Here is a 15,357-nt window from a genome sequence, read left to right on the forward strand (position 1 = left end):
GGAATCACGATGTACGACATGATCGAGGACAGCCTGGGTCGGATGCTGGACGATGCGGCGCAGGGGGCTGCGCGCGAGCTGGTCCACGCGCTGGACGAAGCCGGCATGCTCGACCTGCTGGTGGCCGCCGACGGCGAGCAGCCGCTGGCCTGGCCCGACGCGGCGCGGCTCTTCATGCTGCTGGGCGCGAAGGCGCCGGGCGCGCCGGTGGCCGACGCGATCCTGGCGCGGGCGCTGGCGGCGGGGCGGGTCGAGGACCTGCCGGCGTTCGCGGTGCTGGCCTGCGGGGCCGCGACGGGCCTGTCGCTCGAGGCTTCCGGCCCGCAGGCCCGCGTCACCGGCACGCTCGCCGGCGTGCCCTGGGGCGAGCAGGCGGATGCCGCGATCGCGGCGATCTCCCCGGAGAAGCTGGTCCTGCTGGCGCGCCCTGCCCCGGCGTCGGTCTCGGCCCGCGCCTTCGGCGCCGAGCCGCGCGCCGACTGGGCCTTCTCGGGCGCGGCGCCGCTGGCAGTGCTCGACTGCCCTGCCGGGCTGGACGCTGCGCTGCTCGGCTCGGCCGCGCGCGCCGCGCAGATCGCCGGCGCGATGCGCGCCGCGCGCGAGCTGACCGTGCGCTACGCCAACGACCGGGCGCAGTTCGGCAAGCCGATCGGCCGCCAGCAGGCGGTGCAGCACCGGATCGCGGTGATGGCCGAGCAGTCGGCGATGGTGGGCGCGGCGGCGATGCTCGCCTGGGCCGGCGACGGCCCGCCTTCGTCGCTCGAGCGGGTCGCGGTCGCCAAGGGCCTGGCCAGCGAGTACGCCGGCGAGGTGGCGGCGGCCGCGCACGCGGTGCACGGCGCGATCGGCTTCACCGAGGAGTACGAGCTGCAGCGGCTCACGCGCCGGATGTGGCAGTGGCGCAGCGAGCACGGCGGCGCTGCGGCCTGCTTCGACGCGATCGGCGAGAAGGTGCTGGCCGAGCCGAAGGGCAGCGTCTGGGACCGGGTGGTCGAGCTCACCCGTTGAGGAAACGGCCCCGCTAGCGGGCCGTTTCGACCGGCACGCCGGCGCGCCCGGCCGCGCGGATCAGGTCTCGATCCAGCGTGGCAAGCGCCAGGCCGCGTCGCATTGCGAGCTCGAGATAGGCCGCGTCGTAGGCGGTCAGCTCGAACTCGCTCGACAGTGCGTCGATGGCCCGCATGCCGACCGGCTCGCGGTCGATCAGCAGCGGCAGCGCGAGCGCTCGTTCGAGCAGCGCCGTGCGCGTCGATGCGTCGATGCGGCCTCGCCGCTGCGCGCCGGCCAGCACGTTCACGCACTCGAGCGTCCAGAGGGCCGGCACCCAGACCTGCGCGTACACGAGGCGATCGAGGACCGACTCGGTGAAAGGCGTGGCCTCGTCCTCGAAGAGCCAGGCGAGCGTCACCGACGCGTCGACCGCGAAGACATGGGCCGAGGAAAGCTCCGCGGCACGAATGCGCGCCGGGCCTTCCTGGCGGCCGATCATCGCCGCCCCTCGGCGCGCAACTCCGCGATCGTGGACTCCCCGAGCACGACACCGCGCCTGGCCTCGCGCAAAGCCTCGATCGCCGCGCGGGCACGGGCCGCATCGCTTCCGGGCTCGGGCGGCAGGAGTCGCGCGACCGGCTTTCCGTGGCGGGTGATGGTGATCGACTCGCCCCGCGCGACACGATCGATCAACTCGGAGAGACGGTTCTTGGCCTCGAGCACGCCTATCGTCGTGGTCATCCGGTTACCCCTGGCATTCGATTGCGCATCCGGTCGAGAGCCCCCCTTTCGGGACCCGTCCGGCATGACGTCGGGCACTCCCGATTGTGCCTTTCTGGCTATATTTATGTCCAGAATGTTGCAGGCGCCGGGTCAGTCCGGCCGCAGATCCGTCCGCGCGAAATCGTCCCCGACGAACAGCAGGGGCGCATTCAATACCCGCGCAAGCGCATAGGCGAAGCAGTCCCCGAAATTCAGGCTCGCCGGGTGGCGACGACGATCCGGCTCAGTCTGTCGACGCCAGTCGCCCATGCCTCGAGCGACATCCGACCGATGCATCGGCCGGATGGCCAATGGCGATGCGCGCCTCGACGGATCATCATTCGATGCAGGCTCCCAGGACACGGACTCATCCGACGAACCGGTCCTCGCAGGCCTCCCCGACCGACTCACCACAATGCATGCATTCTGTGTAAACTCTCCCGGAGTCGTATTCCGGCGAGCGCCGAGCCGGCCTTCGCCGATCGCGGCAGCCGCCGGAATGCGCGCCGACTACCCCGAGCACGAGGCCAGCCCATGCCCTCCCTGCAGATCCGGGACATGCCCGACGACGTCTACCAGGCGCTCGCCTTCCGGGCCGAACGCGCGCGCCGCAGCCTGGCGCAACAGGCCATCGTCGAGCTTCGGGAGGCGATGGGCATCGCCGGCGGCAGGCAGCGCGTGCTCGACCGGGTGCGCGGGCGCCTCGCAGGCCGCGGCCCTCGCGATCTGCGACCAGAACCCGAGGCCCTGGTTCGCGCCGACCGCGAGCGCTGAGCCGATGCGCCTGGTGCTCGACGCCTCGGCGGCGATCCATGTGGTGATGGGCACGCCAGAGGCGCCGCGCCTGGTCGAGCGGCTCGAGACGGCAAGCCTGGTGCTTGCGCCCTCGCTGTTCCATGCGGAGGTGGCCAACGCGCTGTGGAAGTACCTGCCCGCCCGCAAACTGGATCGCAACGAGCTGTTCGAGCGCTACGAGGAGGCGATCGGCCTGCTCGACGCCGTCGAGCCCGACGCCTCGCTGGCCACCGAGGCGCTCGCCGCCGCCGCGCATCACGCGCACCCGGTCTACGACCTGCTCTACCTGGTCACCGCGCTGCGACACGGCTGCCGTCTGCTGACCGTGGACAGCCGGCTCGCCGCACTGGCGCGAAAGGTCGATCCGGATCTGCTGGCCTGACCCGGCCGCGCGCCGGATCCCGACCGGCTAGTCCGACCGCTCCCCGTCCACGATCCGCCCGTCCACGATCTCGATCCGCCTCTGGCAGCGGGCAGCGAGCCGCGGATCGTGGGTCACGATCAGGCAGGCCGCGCGGGTGTCGCGGTTGAATTCCTCGAGCAGCGCGAACACGTCGTCGGCGCTCTTCGTGTCCAGGTTGCCGGTCGGCTCGTCGGCCAGGATCAGCCGGGGCGACAGCGACAGCGCCCGCGCGATCGCCACCCGCTGCTGCATGCCGCCCGAGAGCTGGCCCGGCTTCTTGCCCTCGGCGCCGGCGAGCCCCACTCGCGCGAGCAGCTCGCGGGCGGTGGCCTCGGCCTGGTCGTCGGGCACGCCGCGCTCGATGATCGCCGGCATCATCACGTTCTCCAGCGCGCTGAAGCCCGGCAGCAAATGGTGGAACTGGAAGACGAAGCCGATCGTGCTGCCGCGCAGCTCGGTGATGCCTGCCTCGTCCAGCCCGTCGATCGCGCGGCCGGCGATCGCGATCCGGCCGGCGGTGGGCCGCTCGAGCAGGCCGATCAGGTTGAGCAGCGTGCTCTTGCCCGAGCCAGAGGGGCCGATCAGCGCGACGAACTCGCCCTCTTGCAGGCGCAGGTCGATGCCGTGCAGCACCTCGGTGGCCACCGCGGTGCCCACGCCGTAGGACTTGCGCACGCCCTGCAGCTCGACGATCGGCGCCGCCGGCCCGCGTGCCCCGAGAGGATTCGCCGGGTTCGCGCTCACATCCGTATCGCCTGCACCGGGTCCATCTTCGCGGCCCGCCGGGCCGGCAGCGCCGCCGAGGCGAGCCCGACCAGCATCGCCACGCCGCAGGCGCCCAGCATGATCGTGGAGTCGAGCTGCACGGTGAACAGCGCGCTGCCGTCGGCGTTCCGGTACACCTTCGCGAAGAACAGCAACAGCCCGGCCGACAGCAGCACGCCCAGCAGCGAGCCGATCAGGCCGTAGAGCCCGCCCTGCACCAGGAACACCGCCATGATCCGGCCCGGGCTCGCGCCCATCGCGCGCAGGATGCCGATCTCGCGCTGCTTCTGCACGACCGACACGACCAGCACGCTGGCGATGCCCACCGCCACGATCACGACCACGAAGCCGCGGATCAGGCCGTTCGAGATGCTCTGGTTGCGCAGCGCCGACAGCAGCTGCGCGTTGGTGGTCATCCAGCTTTCCACGGTGAGGCCGGTCTGCGCCTTCAGCCGGGCGGCGATCCGCTCGGCGCCGAAGATGTCGCTGACCGCCAGGTCGATGTTCGAGATGCCGCCGGGCAGGTCGAGCAGGGTCTGGGCGAGCCTGATCGTGACGAACACCCAGCGCCGGTTCAGGTCGCGGTTGCCGATGTCGAACAGGCCGGTGATCGTGACCAGCTCGTCGCGCCCCTCGGGGGTGAGCACCCGGATCCGGTCGCCGACGGAGACGCCGAGGTCCTTGGCCAGCTCGATGCCGATCACGCCGTTGGTGCCCGACACCTCGAAGGCGCCGCGCACCAGGTATTCCTCGATCTTGACGATGCGCGCGTAGCGCTCCGGGTCGACCCCGGTCAGCGCGATCGCGCGGCTCGCCTCGCCGCGCAGCGCGAAGCCGGCGCCCGACACGACCGGCGACACCGCCACCACCCCGGGCGTGGCGGCCGCGAGCCGCGCCACCGCCTCCCACTGGTCGACCGAGCGCAGCCGCTGCGCGCGCGGCTGCACGATCGCCGCGGTGCCGTCGGCCGGCAGCGAGCGCAGCGCCACCTCCTCGGGTGGGCGGATCACGACGTGCGCCTGGCTGCCCAGCGTGCGCTCGATGATCGCCTGCTGGAGCTGCGAGATCAGGTGGGTCAGGAACACGATCACCGCCACGCCGGCGGTGACGCCTGCCAGGATCAGGATCGTCTGCGCCCTGCCCTCGCGCAGGTAGCGCAGCGCCACCAGCCATTCGAAGGGCAGGCGCGGCAGTCGCATGGTCGGGGCCGCCGCTCGCTCAGCGCATGCTCGGCAACGCGCCGCCCAGGCGGGCGCGCGGGCCCGGCAGCCTGACGCGCTCGCCGGCCATCGCGCCCGAGTCGGGCGTGATGACCGGATCGCCCTCGGCCACTCCGCCGACGATCTCGACGATGCCCACGCCGCGAAGCCCCAGTTCGACCGGCTGCTCGACCGCCCGGCCGTCGCGCATGAGCAGCACCGAGGCCCGGCGCAACGCGCTGGCCGGGTCGGTGTCGTGGATCGCCCAGGCCGGCAGCGTGAGCACGTTCTCGCGCCGCGCCACGACCATCTCGACCGAGACCGTCATGTCGGGCTTCAGGAAATCGGGCGGCTCCGGCACCTCGAGCCACACCTCGACCGTGCCGCGCTGCGCGTCGACCGAAGGCGCCACCCAGGTGAGCTTCGCCGGGAACGGGCGGGTCGGGAAGGCGTCGGCCAGCGCCGAGGCCTGCTGGCCGGCGGCGAGCCAGCGCAGGTTCTTCTCGTCGACCCCCGCCACGATCCGGGTCGCGCCGTCGCGCGCCATCGTCAGCAGCGTGCGCCCCACCTGCGCGGTGTCGCCCGGCTCGGCCGCGCGGGTCAGCACGACCCCGTCGGCCGGGGCGGCCAGCACCAGCGTGTCGAGGCGCGCCTCGGCGCTGGCCAGGTTGGCGCGCGCCTGCGCGATCCGCGCGCGCGCGAGCTCGGCCTCGATGCCGCCTTGGCGAACCCCGTCGGCCTGCGCCCTGGCCGAGGCCAGCGCGGCGCCGGTCGTGTCGACCTGGCGCTGCGCCTCGTCGACCCGCGACTGCGACACGTAGCCCTGCGCGACCAGCTCGCGGGCCCGCTCGAGCTCGCGCTGCGCCGCCTCGAGGTTGGCGCGGGCCTGCGCGAGCTGCTGCTCGGCCACCGGCCGCTGCACGCCCTCGAGCTGGCGCTGGCGGCCCTCGGCCTCGCGCAGCGCCGCCCGGGCCGCCTCGAGCGCGGCCTGCGCCTCGTCGCTGCGCAGCCTGACCAGCGGCTGGCCCGCGCGCACCAGGTCGCCCTCGCGCACCAGCACCGCGTCGATCCGCGCGGCCGACTGGCTGGAGATCGCGATGCGCGCAGGCGTGTCGACCCGGCCGGTGGCCACGATCGACTGCACCACCGGCCCGCGCGAGACCGCCACCACCTCGACCTCGCGGGCGCGCTGGAGCATCCACAGCGCAAGGCCGGACGCCGCCACCAGGACGACGACCCACCAGGGCCAGCTGCGGCGGAGGAACTTCAAGGTCAGCGCCGCCGCCCGAAGAACGGGTACTGCGGATCGTGATAGCCGTGCGTGGACGCGTGGCCCGGCACGACCAGGTCGTCGACGATCGCCTCGTCCTCGTCGGTCCAGGCGTAGTCGACCGCGGCGAAGTAGTCGCGGAACTGCGCCAGCGACTTCGGGCCGGCGATCACCGAGCTGATCGTGCGGTTGGCGAGCAGCCAGGCCACCGAGAACTGCAGCAGCGTGATGCCGCGCGCCTCGGCGTGCGCCTTCAGCTTCTGCGCGATCACCAGCGACTCCTCGCGCCACTCGGTCTGCATGATCCGCTTGTCGCCGCGCGCCGCGCGGGTGCCCTCGGGGGGCGCGCTGCCGGGCAGGTACTTGCCGGTCAGCACGCCACGGGCGATCGGGCTGTACGGCGCCACGCCCAGGCCGAAGTTGTCGCAGGCGGGCAGCACCTCGACCTCGGGCTGGCGGTTCAGCAGATTGTAGTAGGGCTGGCACACGGCAGGCGCCGGCATGCCCAGGTCGCGCGACATGTGGACCAGGTCGGCGATCTGCCAGCCGCGGAAGTTCGAGACGCCCCAGTAGCGCACCTTGCCCGCCCGGATCGCGTCGGCGATCGTGCGCAGCACCTCCTCGTAGTTGGTGCCGGCGAAGTCGCGGTGCAGGTACCAGATGTCGACGTAGTCGGTCTGCAGCCGCTGCAGGCTCGCGTGCAGTTCCTGCTCCATCCACTTGCGCGAGTAGCGGACCTGGTTCTTGCGGTCGCTCATCGCGTTGCCGACCTTGGTCGCCAGCACCCAGTCGTCGCGGTCCGCCTTCAGCAGGCGGCCCAGGATGCTCTCGGAGGCGCCGATCGTGTAGACGTCGGCGGTGTCGATGAAGTTCACGCCGTGCGCGCGGCAGCAGTCGACGATCGCGGCCGACTCTTTCTCGTCGGTCTGGTCGCCGAACATCATCGTGCCGAGGCACAGCTCGGAAACGGTCAGGTTGGAACTGCCGAGTCTGCGGTATTTCATGTCGCGGTTTCCTGGAGACGGGGAAACCGCAACATTAGCCGATCGAGGACCGGCGCGCCGGGCAAGCGTTCCGGCGCCGCTGGCGCGGCCGGCCCGGTCCGGCGGACCGGGCCGCCGGAACGGGAGCGCGGTGCGCGCTCAGGACAGGTGCTCGCTCATCCGCTCCGACAGCCGCTTGCGGGCCCGGTGCAGCCGCACCCAGCAGTTGGCCTCGGTGATCTCGAGCTCCTTGCACACCTGGGCGGTGTCGGCGCCTTCGAGCACCTGCATCACGAAGACGTCCTTCAGCGTGGCCGGCAGCGCGTCGATCTCGCTGTGCAGCGCCTCGCCGAGCCGGTTGCGCGCGACCTGCCGCAGCGGATCGTGGTAGTCGTCGTCCTGCTCCCAGGCCAGGCGCTCGAGCTCGCGATCGCCGCCGTCGTCGTCGTCGGAGGTGCCGCCCAGCGACACGTAGCGTCCTTCGCGGCGGAAGGTATCCTGGATCTTGTGGTTCAGGATCCCGATCAGCCAGGTGCGCAAGGCGGACTGCCCCTGGAACGACTCACGACTGGCGAGCGCGGCCGCCAGCGCGTCCTGAACCGCGTCCTCGGCCAGGTCCTCGTCGCGGATCTTCCGGCGGGCGAAACGCAGCATCGCGCTGCGATGGTCGGCCAGTTCGATCGGGGTCGGGGGCATCTTCGGATCTCCTGTCGCGAACCGGAGCCTGTTCCGGCCCCGGCAACCTTCGGGTTTCACGAGCTTCGAAGTCTGGCGATCGCCCCTCTCCCCCCCATCACGGGAAGATCACGATTTGATAACGAATGCCGGCCGTAAGCCCGGCGCCCCCGGCGGGACGAAGCGCCCGGGGGGTTTGCTATGCTCGATTCGATGGAAAAGAGGATCCTGGTCGTCGAAGATCAGCGCGACATCGCGGACCTGATCGCGATGCACCTGCGCGACCTCGGCCACCGCGTCGACTGTACCCACGACGGCCCGGGCGGCTACGACGCGGCCCGGGCGGGCCGCTACGACCTGATCGTGCTCGACGTGATGCTGCCGGGCCGCGACGGCCTGGACATCGTGCGGGCGCTGCGCATGGAGCGGGTGACCACGCCGGTGCTGATGCTGACCGCCCGCTCGACCGAGATCGACCGCGTGCTCGGCCTGGAGCTCGGAGCTGACGATTACCTGACGAAACCCTTCTCGATTCCCGAGCTGCAGGCCCGGGTCAAGGCGATGCTGCGCCGCATCGAGATGCAGAGTCCGGCGGCCGATGAGGCCGGCGACGACGAACGGATCGAGGTGGGCGAGCTGCTGATCGACTGCGTGAGCCGCGAGGTGCGGATCAACGGCCGGCCGGTGCAGCTGACCGCCCGCGAGTTCGACCTGCTGGCCCACTTCGCGCGCAACCCGGGCCGGGCGTTCACCCGGATGCAACTGCTCGACGCGGTCTGGGGCACCTCGTTCGAAGGCTACGAGCACAACGTCAACACCCACATCAACCGGCTGCGCTCGAAGATCGAGATCGACCCGGCCAATCCGCGCTACGTGCTCACGGTGCGCGGCGTGGGCTACCGCTTCACCGACGAGCGAAGGCGATGAAGTCGCTGCGCGCCCGGGTGCTGATGCTGATCGTCGGCTTCGGCCTGCTGATGGCCGCGCTGCTGGCCTCGATCATGTACGCGTCGGTGCGCGAGTACTACAACGACTGGCTCTACGGCAATTCCAGCCGCTTCGCCGAGCGCATCCTCGAGGCGCACCCGAACCTGTGGCGCGACTACGAAGCCGATCCGGCGTCGTTCGGCCAGCAGCTCAGGCAGTACACGCTGTACTCGCCGAACACCGGCCTGTACCTGCTCGACGACGGCGGCCGGGTGCTGGCCAGCGCCGGCGAGTCCCGGCCCTTCTGGAGCGAGCACCAAGTGGACCTCTCCCCGGTCCGCCAGTCGCTGAACAGCGACCCGAAGCAGCCGGTCCACACCACCGATCCCGACCAGCAGGGCGAGGTCTGCATGGTCGCGGCGCGGCCGGTGGTCCAGGACGGCGTCACGAAGGGCTGGCTGTTCGTCGTGCCGCGCCAGGCGAGCCTGCGCGAGCAGATGCCCGAGATGCTGCGCAGCTACGCGATCCGCACCACGGCCAAGGTCGCGCTGATGACGATCGCGATCGGCGTGCTGCTCACGATCGCGATGATCGCGCTGCTCACCCGGCCGCTGACCGCGCTGACCCGGGCCACCGAGCGGATCCGCAAGTCGGGCTTCTGCGACGACCTGTGCGCCAGCCAGTTCCCCGACCTCGACCGCGACGACGAGATCGGCCGGCTCAGCCGCACCTTCCGCGACACCTTCGATCGCCTGAAGCTCGAGACCGAGCGCGTTCAGACCACCGACGCCAAGCGCCGCGAGATGGTCGCCAGCGTTTCGCACGACCTTCGCACCCCGCTCACCGCGCTGATGGGCCAGCTCGAGACGATCCGGCTCAAGGGCGAGGCGCTGTCGGATCCGGCGCGCCGCGAGCTGCTCGAGCGGGCGATGCAGAACGCGCAGCACCTGCGCCGGCTGACCGACGCGCTGGCCGAGCTGGCGCGTCTGGACAGCCCCGACTTCCAGGCCCAGCCCGAGCCGATCGCGATCGGCGAGCTGGCCGACGACGTCGTCCAGCGCTTCGCGGCCAGCGCCCAGGAAGCCGGCGTGAAACTCGAGATCGACTATCCCGACGGCCTGCCGCTGACCCGCGTCGACGCGGCCCTGGTCGAGCGGGCGCTGGCCAACCTGCTGGACAACGCGCTACGGGTCACCCCGGCCGGCGGCCAGGTCACCGTGCGGGTCCTGCCGGACAGGAGCGGCATCCGCGTCGAGGTGGTCGACACCGGGCCGGGCGTGTCGCCCGAGGACCAGCCGCGGGTCTTCGACCGCTTCTTCCAGGGCAGCCGCGCGCGCGACCAGCGCGGCGCCAGCGGGCTGGGGCTGGCGATCGTCAAGCGCGTGGCCGAGCTGCACGGCGGCCAGGCGGGCCTGAAGAGCGAGCCCGGCCACGGCTCGACCTTCTTCATCGAGCTGCCCGTGTCGGCCTGAGGCCGGCCGCGGAAAGTGAGCGAACCGCCGAAGGCGCCGCCCTGGCGCCGCATCGCCCACCTCGACATGGACGCCTTCTACGCGTCGGTCGAGCTGCTGCGCCGGCCCGAGCTGCGCGGCCGGCCGGTGGCGATCGGCGGCCACGGCGACCCGAACAGCCGCGGCGTGGTCACCACCGCCACCTACGAGGCGCGCGCCTTCGGCATCCGCTCCGGGATGGCCCTGCGCCGCGCCGCCGAGCTGTGCCCGCAGTGCGTGTTCCTGCCGGTCGACTTCCCCGAGTACCGGCTGTGGTCGCGTCGCTTCAAGGCGGCGATCGCGGAGGTCACCAGCCGGATCGAGGACCGCGGCATCGACGAGGTCTACATCGACTTCAGCGACCTGATCGGCGTGCGGATCGACGGCGGGCTGGCGATCGCGCGCGACGTGCAGCGCCGGGTGTTCGCGGCCACCGGCCTGACCTGCTCGATCGGGGTGGCGCCGAACAAGCTGCTCGCGAAGATCGCGTCGGAGCTCGACAAGCCGAACGGCATCACCGTGCTCGACGAGCTCGACCTGCAGGACCGGATCTGGCCGCTGCCCGCCAAGCGGATCAACGGCATCGGGCCGAAGGCCGACGCCAGGCTCGAGGAGCTCGGCATCCGCACCATCGGCGAGCTGGCGGCGGCGCCGCGGGACTTCCTGGTCGCGCGGTTCGGCCGCAGCTACGGCGCCTGGCTGCACGAGGCGGCACACGGCCGCGACGACCGCGAGCTGGTCCTCGAGAGCGAGCCGCGCTCGATGAGCCGCGAGACCACCTTCGAGCGCGACCTGCACCCGGAGCGCGACTTCCAGGCGCTGGCCGCGGTGCTCGCGACGCTCTGCCGGCAAGTCGCCGCCGACCTTCGGCGGCGCGGCTACGCCGGGCGCAGCGTGGGCGTGAAGGCCCGCTACGACGACTTCCGGATCGTCACCCGCGAGCTGACCCTGCCCGAGCCGGTCGGCGACGAGCGCGCGATCCGGCGGGCGGCCTTCGAGTGCCTGAAGCGGGTGCCGCCGGTCCGGCGACTGCGGCTGCTCGGCGTGCGGGTGGGGAACCTGAGCGCGCAGGCCCGATAATGGCTCCACCCGGAACACCGACGCCCGGCCCTGATCGACCGACAGTCCCGCCCCGATGCGTCTAGACCGCCACCGCCCCTCGCCCGGCGCCCTGCTGCTTCTGGCCGCGCTGGCCGGCCTGGCCGCCTGCGTGGCGGCCCTGCTCTGGAGCACGCAGCAGCCCTGGATGGGGCTGAAGCTCTCCCCCGAGGCCGAGGGGCTGCGCATCGAGGCCGTCTCGCCCGGCAGCCCCGCCGCCGGGCTGCCCGGCGCGCAACGGCTGCCGGGCAGCGTGCTGCGCTCGATCGGCCCGGTCGAGTTGCGGCCCAGCGACCTGATCGAGGAACCCGACGCCTTCCGCTCCTACGAGCAGATCGGCGAGTTCCTGGCGCGCCAGTCGACGCTGCGGCGCGCGCTGCAGGACGGACCGGTCCGGCTGGGTATTCGCGCAGCCGACGGCAATGCCTTCGAGGCGCTGCTGTCGCCGGCCCCGAGCCGGTCGTTCGGCGACCTGCCGCCATCGTTCTGGTTCCAGCTCTTCTGCGGGCTGTGCGCCCTGCTGGTGGGCGTCTGGATCTGGGTGCTCCGCCCGTTCGACTGGGGCGCGAGAATGTTCGCGCTGACCGGCCTGAGCTTCCCGGTGGCCACGATCAGCGCGGCGGTCTACAGCAGCCGCGAGATCGCGATCGACGGCGCGGCGTTCCGCGCGCTGTCCGGCATGAACCACGCCGGCTCGATGGCCTTCGGGATGGCGCTGATCGCGATGTTCCTCTGCTATCCGAAGCGCATCGTCGAGCCCCGCGCGCTGCTGGCCATTCCGGCTCTGTTCCTGCCCTGGCTGGCGGCCGACCTGCTCCGGCTGATGCCCGACCAGGACTGGGGCATCCGGGCGCCGGTGCTCCTGATGGTCCTGATCGCCTTCGGCTGCGCGGTCAAGCAGTGGCGGATGACCGAGGGCGACCCGCACAGCCGGGGGGCCCTGCGCTGGATGAGCCTGTCGACCACGCTCGGCTGCGGTCTCTTCGTGCTGACCACCGTGCTGTCGAAGCTGCTCGGCTGGCTGCCGCCGCTCGAGCAGGGCTACGCCTTCGGCTTCTTCCTGATCGTCTACCTGGGCATCGCGCTGGGCCTGCGCCGTTACCGGCTCTTCGACCTCGATCGCTGGGCCTTCCGGATCCTGCTGTGGGTCGGCGGCGCGCTGGCGCTGCTGACGCTCGACGCGCTGCTGCTGCTCAGCCTGCGGCTGGCGCCGGCGGCCTCGCTGGGCCTGTCGCTGCTGGTGATCGGATTCCTGTACCTGCCCGCGCGCAGCTTCCTGTGGCACCGGGTCGTCGACCGCCGCCGGCTCGCCGACGACGAACTGTTCCAGGCGGTGCTGCAGGTGGCGTTCACCGCTTCGTCGGACGAGCGGGCCCAGGGCTGGCAGGCGCTGCTGCGACGCATGTTCGACCCGCTCGAGCTGGAAGTGCTGGGTCCCGACCCGTTCGGCAGGCGGTACACGGCGCACGACAGCGACAGGCCGGAGATCCTGCGCGACGGCCTGGCGATGGCGCTGCCCGCGGTCGCGTCCTCGCCCGGCCTCGTGCTGCGCTATCCGTGGAAGGGGCGCGAGCTGTTCGGACTGGCCCAGCTCAGGCTGGCCACCCACGTGGTGGAACTGATGCGGCACGCCGATGCCAGCCGGGACGCCTACGAACGCGGCGTGGTCGAGGAAAGGCGGCGCGTGGCCCGCGACCTGCACGACGACCTCGGCGCGCGGCTGCTGGCCAGCCTGAATCGCCCCGACCTGGCCTCCACCCGCCGCACGATCCGCGAGGCGATCGCCGAGATGCGCTCGGTGGTCGCGGGGCTCGCCGGCGAGAGCCAGGACCTGGGCGCCTGCATCGCCGGCCTGCGGCACGAGACCGCGTCGCGACTCGAGGCCGCGGGCATCGAGCTCGACTGGCCGCTGACCGACGGCGTGGACGGAATTCGCGTCGATTACCGGATCTGCAAGAATCTGTCCTCGATGCACAGAGAACTCGTGTCCAACGTGATCCGCCACGCGAACGCGACCCGGCTGTCGGTGGCGATCGAGCTGAACGACGGCCGGCTGCGAAGCCGGGTGCGCGACGACGGCGTCGGCGGCGCCGTCGCCGATGCCGCCGACAGCTTCGGCTTGCGCAACCTGCGCCGCCGCGTCGAGGAACTGAACGGCAAGGTCTCGGTCGCCGATGCGCGGCCCGGCACCCTCGTCGACATCGAACTGCCGCTGACGGCCGGAGGGGCGAGATGAGCCGCGACCGCCGACCCCTCGCGCTGGTCGTGGAGGACCTGCCCGAGGTCCGCGACTGGCTGGCCGAGGCGCTGGCAAAGGCCTTCGACGGGATCGAGGTCGGCCGGGTGGGCACGCTCTCGGAAGCGCGCGCCTGGCTGGCGGCGCTCGAGTCCGGCTCGCGCGACGCCGCGCGGCTGAAGATGGCGCTGATCGACCTGGGCCTGCCCGACGGCTCGGGCATCGACCTGGTGCGCGAGCTCACCGAGCGGCATCCGCACGTGCTGACGATCGTGGCCACGATCTTCGACGACGACGAGCACCTGTTCCCGGCGATCGCCGCCGGCGCCCAGGGCTACCTGCTGAAGGAGCAGGAGCCCGAGGCGCTGGCCCGGCACCTGCGGATGATCGACGAGGGCCTGCCGCCGCTGTCGCCGTCGATCTCGCGGCGCATGCTCGCGCACTTTCGCGAGCGGGGGGCCTTGCCGGCCAGCGGCGCAGCGGCTTCGGCGGGGGGCGCCACGTCCGCCGCCGGCAGCGCCGTCCCGGCAGCGAGGGTTCCCGTCGAGCCCGTGGCGGCCCGGGCCGACGGCGCGCCGTCACCCGGGGCCGAATCGATCACGCTGAGCCCGCGCGAGACCGAGGTGCTGTCCTACATCGGCCGGGGACTTCGCGTAGGGGAAGCGGCCAAGGTGCTCGGCCTGACCGAGCACACGGTGGCGGGCTACGTGAAGACCCTGTACCGAAAGCTGAACATCTCGTCTCGCGCCGAGGCCGCGCTCGAGGCCGCGCGCCGCGGGTTGGTCTAGAGGGCGTCGGCGCCCCGGCTCGAAGGGCACTCAGCGGCCGCCCGGGCGCGACCCGTACGCGCCGCGCGCGCATCGCTGCGACACCAGAAAGTCCTGTCTTTACAGGCACCTCCGGCGCTTTCCTCAAGATTTTCCGAGAATTTCGTCTCATTTTGGAGACACTCGGCGCTCCAAGCGCGCCGAGCGTGAACTGTTTCCGGTACAAACAGCCCCGACGGACGGCGGCGAAGCCGGAGCAGGCGGCACTTGGGGACCTCCCTTAAGCCGGCCGGCGACGACCGCCACATGCCGGACGACGAACGGCAAGGCTTCGAGAAGGAGGCATCGGGAGAATCCGCATCAGCGACATCAGTGCATCGTGGCACCGCGCAACAGGCAGGGCATCAGGCCAGGCAGGGCGCACCGGAACCGATGACGCGGAAACCCCTCAGTCACCTTCAAGCAAACGGAGCATCCCTGATGAACATCAAGAAGCCCAGCCCGCTCGCCGGCGCCCTGAAACTCTCCCTGTCGACCCTGGTCGTCGCGGCCACCGTCGGCCTGCCGATCGCGGCGCAGGCCCAGACCGCGACGATGAACGTCACCGCAAGGGTCAACTCGCAGTGCCAGTTCCAGACGGTCAACGACATGGCCTTCGGCGCGGTCGACCTCACGACGGGCAAGACCGCGGACGTCGGCATCAGGATCCAGTGCAACAAGGGCGCGACCGTCAATCTCGCGGCCAACAACACCTCGCTGGCCGGCGACACCGGCGACTCGCTGAACTACACCCTGGGCGTGACCACCGCCGTGGGCGCCGCCTGCACCACCGCTTCCGCCCTGGGCACTTCCGCCGTCGGCCTGAACGCGCTGTGGGCCAGCAGCGGCGGCCCCCGCGACCTCAGGATGTGCGGCGCCATCACCGCGGGCCAGGACGTGCTGCCCGGCAACTACTCCCAGGCCGTGACCCTGACCATCACCAACAACTGACCGGATC

General features: G+C 71.8%; 16 protein-coding genes. 9 read left to right on the forward strand and 7 right to left on the reverse strand.

Annotated elements, in window-relative coordinates; all coding sequences use genetic code 11:
* Nucleotides 1-9 precede the first annotated feature (9 nt).
* Nucleotides 10-1,008: an acyl-CoA dehydrogenase family protein gene (locus M6I34_RS05450; RefSeq protein ID WP_272484687.1), complete on the forward strand. Its 999-nt coding sequence runs from the start codon at nucleotides 10-12 to the stop codon at nucleotides 1,006-1,008.
* A 13-nt stretch (nucleotides 1,009-1,021) separates the two neighbouring features.
* Here the strand turns inward: M6I34_RS05450 and M6I34_RS05455 are convergent, their stop codons facing one another.
* Both M6I34_RS05455 and M6I34_RS05460 read right to left on the reverse strand, forming a co-directional pair.
* Complete coding sequence (locus M6I34_RS05455) at nucleotides 1,022-1,489, reverse strand: type II toxin-antitoxin system VapC family toxin (RefSeq protein WP_272484688.1); 468 nt, start codon at nucleotides 1,487-1,489, stop codon at nucleotides 1,022-1,024.
* Nucleotides 1,486-1,731, reverse strand: a complete 246-nt coding sequence (locus M6I34_RS05460; protein ID WP_272484689.1) for a type II toxin-antitoxin system Phd/YefM family antitoxin — start codon at nucleotides 1,729-1,731, stop codon at nucleotides 1,486-1,488. The genes M6I34_RS05455 and M6I34_RS05460 overlap by 4 nt, the downstream gene beginning before the upstream one ends.
* Nucleotides 1,732-2,286: 555 nt before the next feature.
* On the opposite strand from M6I34_RS05460, the gene M6I34_RS05465 reads away from it, so the two are divergent.
* Nucleotides 2,287-2,526: a FitA-like ribbon-helix-helix domain-containing protein gene (locus M6I34_RS05465; RefSeq protein WP_272484690.1), complete on the forward strand. Its 240-nt coding sequence runs from the start codon at nucleotides 2,287-2,289 to the stop codon at nucleotides 2,524-2,526.
* Nucleotides 2,527-2,530: 4 nt separating this feature from the next.
* Nucleotides 2,531-2,929 carry a type II toxin-antitoxin system VapC family toxin gene (locus M6I34_RS05470; RefSeq protein ID WP_272484691.1) on the forward strand — a complete coding sequence of 133 codons (399 nt, stop codon included), beginning with the start codon at nucleotides 2,531-2,533 and terminating at the stop codon, nucleotides 2,927-2,929.
* Nucleotides 2,930-2,956: 27 nt separating this feature from the next.
* Here the strand turns inward: M6I34_RS05470 and M6I34_RS05475 are convergent, their stop codons facing one another.
* The 5 genes from M6I34_RS05475 to M6I34_RS05495 all read right to left on the reverse strand — a co-directional run bounded on the left by M6I34_RS05475 (nucleotide 2,957) and on the right by M6I34_RS05495 (nucleotide 7,863).
* A complete protein-coding gene (locus M6I34_RS05475; RefSeq protein WP_272484692.1) occupies nucleotides 2,957-3,694 on the reverse strand; it encodes an ABC transporter ATP-binding protein in 738 nt (245 codons plus the stop codon).
* On the reverse strand, nucleotides 3,691-4,914 hold the full coding sequence (locus tag M6I34_RS05480) for an ABC transporter permease (protein WP_272484693.1): 1,224 nt from the start codon (nucleotides 4,912-4,914) through the stop codon (nucleotides 3,691-3,693). The genes M6I34_RS05475 and M6I34_RS05480 overlap by 4 nt, the downstream gene beginning before the upstream one ends.
* Nucleotides 4,915-4,933: 19 nt before the next feature.
* Nucleotides 4,934-6,184 (reverse strand): efflux RND transporter periplasmic adaptor subunit, encoded by a 1,251-nt coding sequence (locus M6I34_RS05485; protein WP_272484694.1) that lies wholly within the window; start codon nucleotides 6,182-6,184, stop codon nucleotides 4,934-4,936.
* A 2-nt stretch (nucleotides 6,185-6,186) separates the two neighbouring features.
* Nucleotides 6,187-7,188, reverse strand: a complete 1,002-nt coding sequence (locus M6I34_RS05490; RefSeq protein WP_272484695.1) for an aldo/keto reductase — start codon at nucleotides 7,186-7,188, stop codon at nucleotides 6,187-6,189.
* 138 nt (nucleotides 7,189-7,326) lie between these two features.
* Entirely contained in the window at nucleotides 7,327-7,863 is a 537-nt protein-coding gene (locus tag M6I34_RS05495) for a sigma-70 family RNA polymerase sigma factor (protein WP_272484696.1), read from the reverse strand.
* A gap of 192 nt (nucleotides 7,864-8,055) precedes the next feature.
* Here M6I34_RS05495 and M6I34_RS05500 point away from each other — a divergent pair, with 192 nt between their 5' ends.
* From M6I34_RS05500 to M6I34_RS05525, 6 genes are all read left to right on the forward strand, one after another.
* The gene (locus M6I34_RS05500; protein WP_272484697.1) at nucleotides 8,056-8,769 is read left to right on the forward strand and encodes a response regulator transcription factor; all 714 of its coding nucleotides are present in this window, start codon (nucleotides 8,056-8,058) and stop codon (nucleotides 8,767-8,769) included.
* Nucleotides 8,766-10,241, forward strand: a complete 1,476-nt coding sequence (locus tag M6I34_RS05505; RefSeq protein ID WP_272484698.1) for a sensor histidine kinase — start codon at nucleotides 8,766-8,768, stop codon at nucleotides 10,239-10,241. The genes M6I34_RS05500 and M6I34_RS05505 overlap by 4 nt, the downstream gene beginning before the upstream one ends.
* Before the next feature lie 66 nt (nucleotides 10,242-10,307).
* The gene (gene dinB / locus M6I34_RS05510; RefSeq protein WP_472926569.1) at nucleotides 10,308-11,339 is read left to right on the forward strand and encodes a DNA polymerase IV; all 1,032 of its coding nucleotides are present in this window, start codon (nucleotides 10,308-10,310) and stop codon (nucleotides 11,337-11,339) included.
* A gap of 55 nt (nucleotides 11,340-11,394) precedes the next feature.
* On the forward strand, nucleotides 11,395-13,593 hold the full coding sequence (locus M6I34_RS05515) for a sensor histidine kinase (RefSeq protein WP_272484700.1): 2,199 nt from the start codon (nucleotides 11,395-11,397) through the stop codon (nucleotides 13,591-13,593).
* Nucleotides 13,590-14,381, forward strand: coding sequence for a response regulator transcription factor (locus M6I34_RS05520; protein WP_272484701.1), 792 nt, complete (start codon nucleotides 13,590-13,592; stop codon nucleotides 14,379-14,381). Before M6I34_RS05515 ends, M6I34_RS05520 begins: the two co-directional genes overlap by 4 nt.
* A 459-nt stretch (nucleotides 14,382-14,840) precedes the next feature.
* Nucleotides 14,841-15,350: a spore coat protein U domain-containing protein gene (locus M6I34_RS05525; protein ID WP_272484702.1), complete on the forward strand. Its 510-nt coding sequence runs from the start codon at nucleotides 14,841-14,843 to the stop codon at nucleotides 15,348-15,350.
* Nucleotides 15,351-15,357 lie beyond the last annotated feature (7 nt).

Origin of the sequence: Zeimonas sediminis (assembly GCF_023721795.1) — a bacterium.
Taxonomy (GTDB): domain Bacteria; phylum Pseudomonadota; class Gammaproteobacteria; order Burkholderiales; family Burkholderiaceae_E; genus Zeimonas; species Zeimonas sediminis.

Coding starts and splice junctions, on each gene's coding strand:
- M6I34_RS05480 (WP_272484693.1), bottom strand. CDS start 4,914: ATGCGACTGCCGCGCCTGCCCTTCGAATGGCTGGTGGCGCTGCGCTAC.
- M6I34_RS05520 (WP_272484701.1), top strand. CDS start 13,590: ATGAGCCGCGACCGCCGACCCCTCGCGCTGGTCGTGGAGGACCTGCCC.
- M6I34_RS05505 (WP_272484698.1), top strand. CDS start 8,766: ATGAAGTCGCTGCGCGCCCGGGTGCTGATGCTGATCGTCGGCTTCGGC.
- M6I34_RS05525 (WP_272484702.1), top strand. CDS start 14,841: ATGAACATCAAGAAGCCCAGCCCGCTCGCCGGCGCCCTGAAACTCTCC.
- dinB (WP_472926569.1), top strand. CDS start 10,308: ATGGACGCCTTCTACGCGTCGGTCGAGCTGCTGCGCCGGCCCGAGCTG.
- M6I34_RS05455 (WP_272484688.1), bottom strand. CDS start 1,489: ATGATCGGCCGCCAGGAAGGCCCGGCGCGCATTCGTGCCGCGGAGCTT.
- M6I34_RS05460 (WP_272484689.1), bottom strand. CDS start 1,731: ATGACCACGACGATAGGCGTGCTCGAGGCCAAGAACCGTCTCTCCGAG.
- M6I34_RS05500 (WP_272484697.1), top strand. CDS start 8,056: ATGGAAAAGAGGATCCTGGTCGTCGAAGATCAGCGCGACATCGCGGAC.
- M6I34_RS05450 (WP_272484687.1), top strand. CDS start 10: ATGTACGACATGATCGAGGACAGCCTGGGTCGGATGCTGGACGATGCG.
- M6I34_RS05495 (WP_272484696.1), bottom strand. CDS start 7,863: ATGCCCCCGACCCCGATCGAACTGGCCGACCATCGCAGCGCGATGCTG.
- M6I34_RS05515 (WP_272484700.1), top strand. CDS start 11,395: ATGCGTCTAGACCGCCACCGCCCCTCGCCCGGCGCCCTGCTGCTTCTG.
- M6I34_RS05465 (WP_272484690.1), top strand. CDS start 2,287: ATGCCCTCCCTGCAGATCCGGGACATGCCCGACGACGTCTACCAGGCG.
- M6I34_RS05490 (WP_272484695.1), bottom strand. CDS start 7,188: ATGAAATACCGCAGACTCGGCAGTTCCAACCTGACCGTTTCCGAGCTG.
- M6I34_RS05470 (WP_272484691.1), top strand. CDS start 2,531: ATGCGCCTGGTGCTCGACGCCTCGGCGGCGATCCATGTGGTGATGGGC.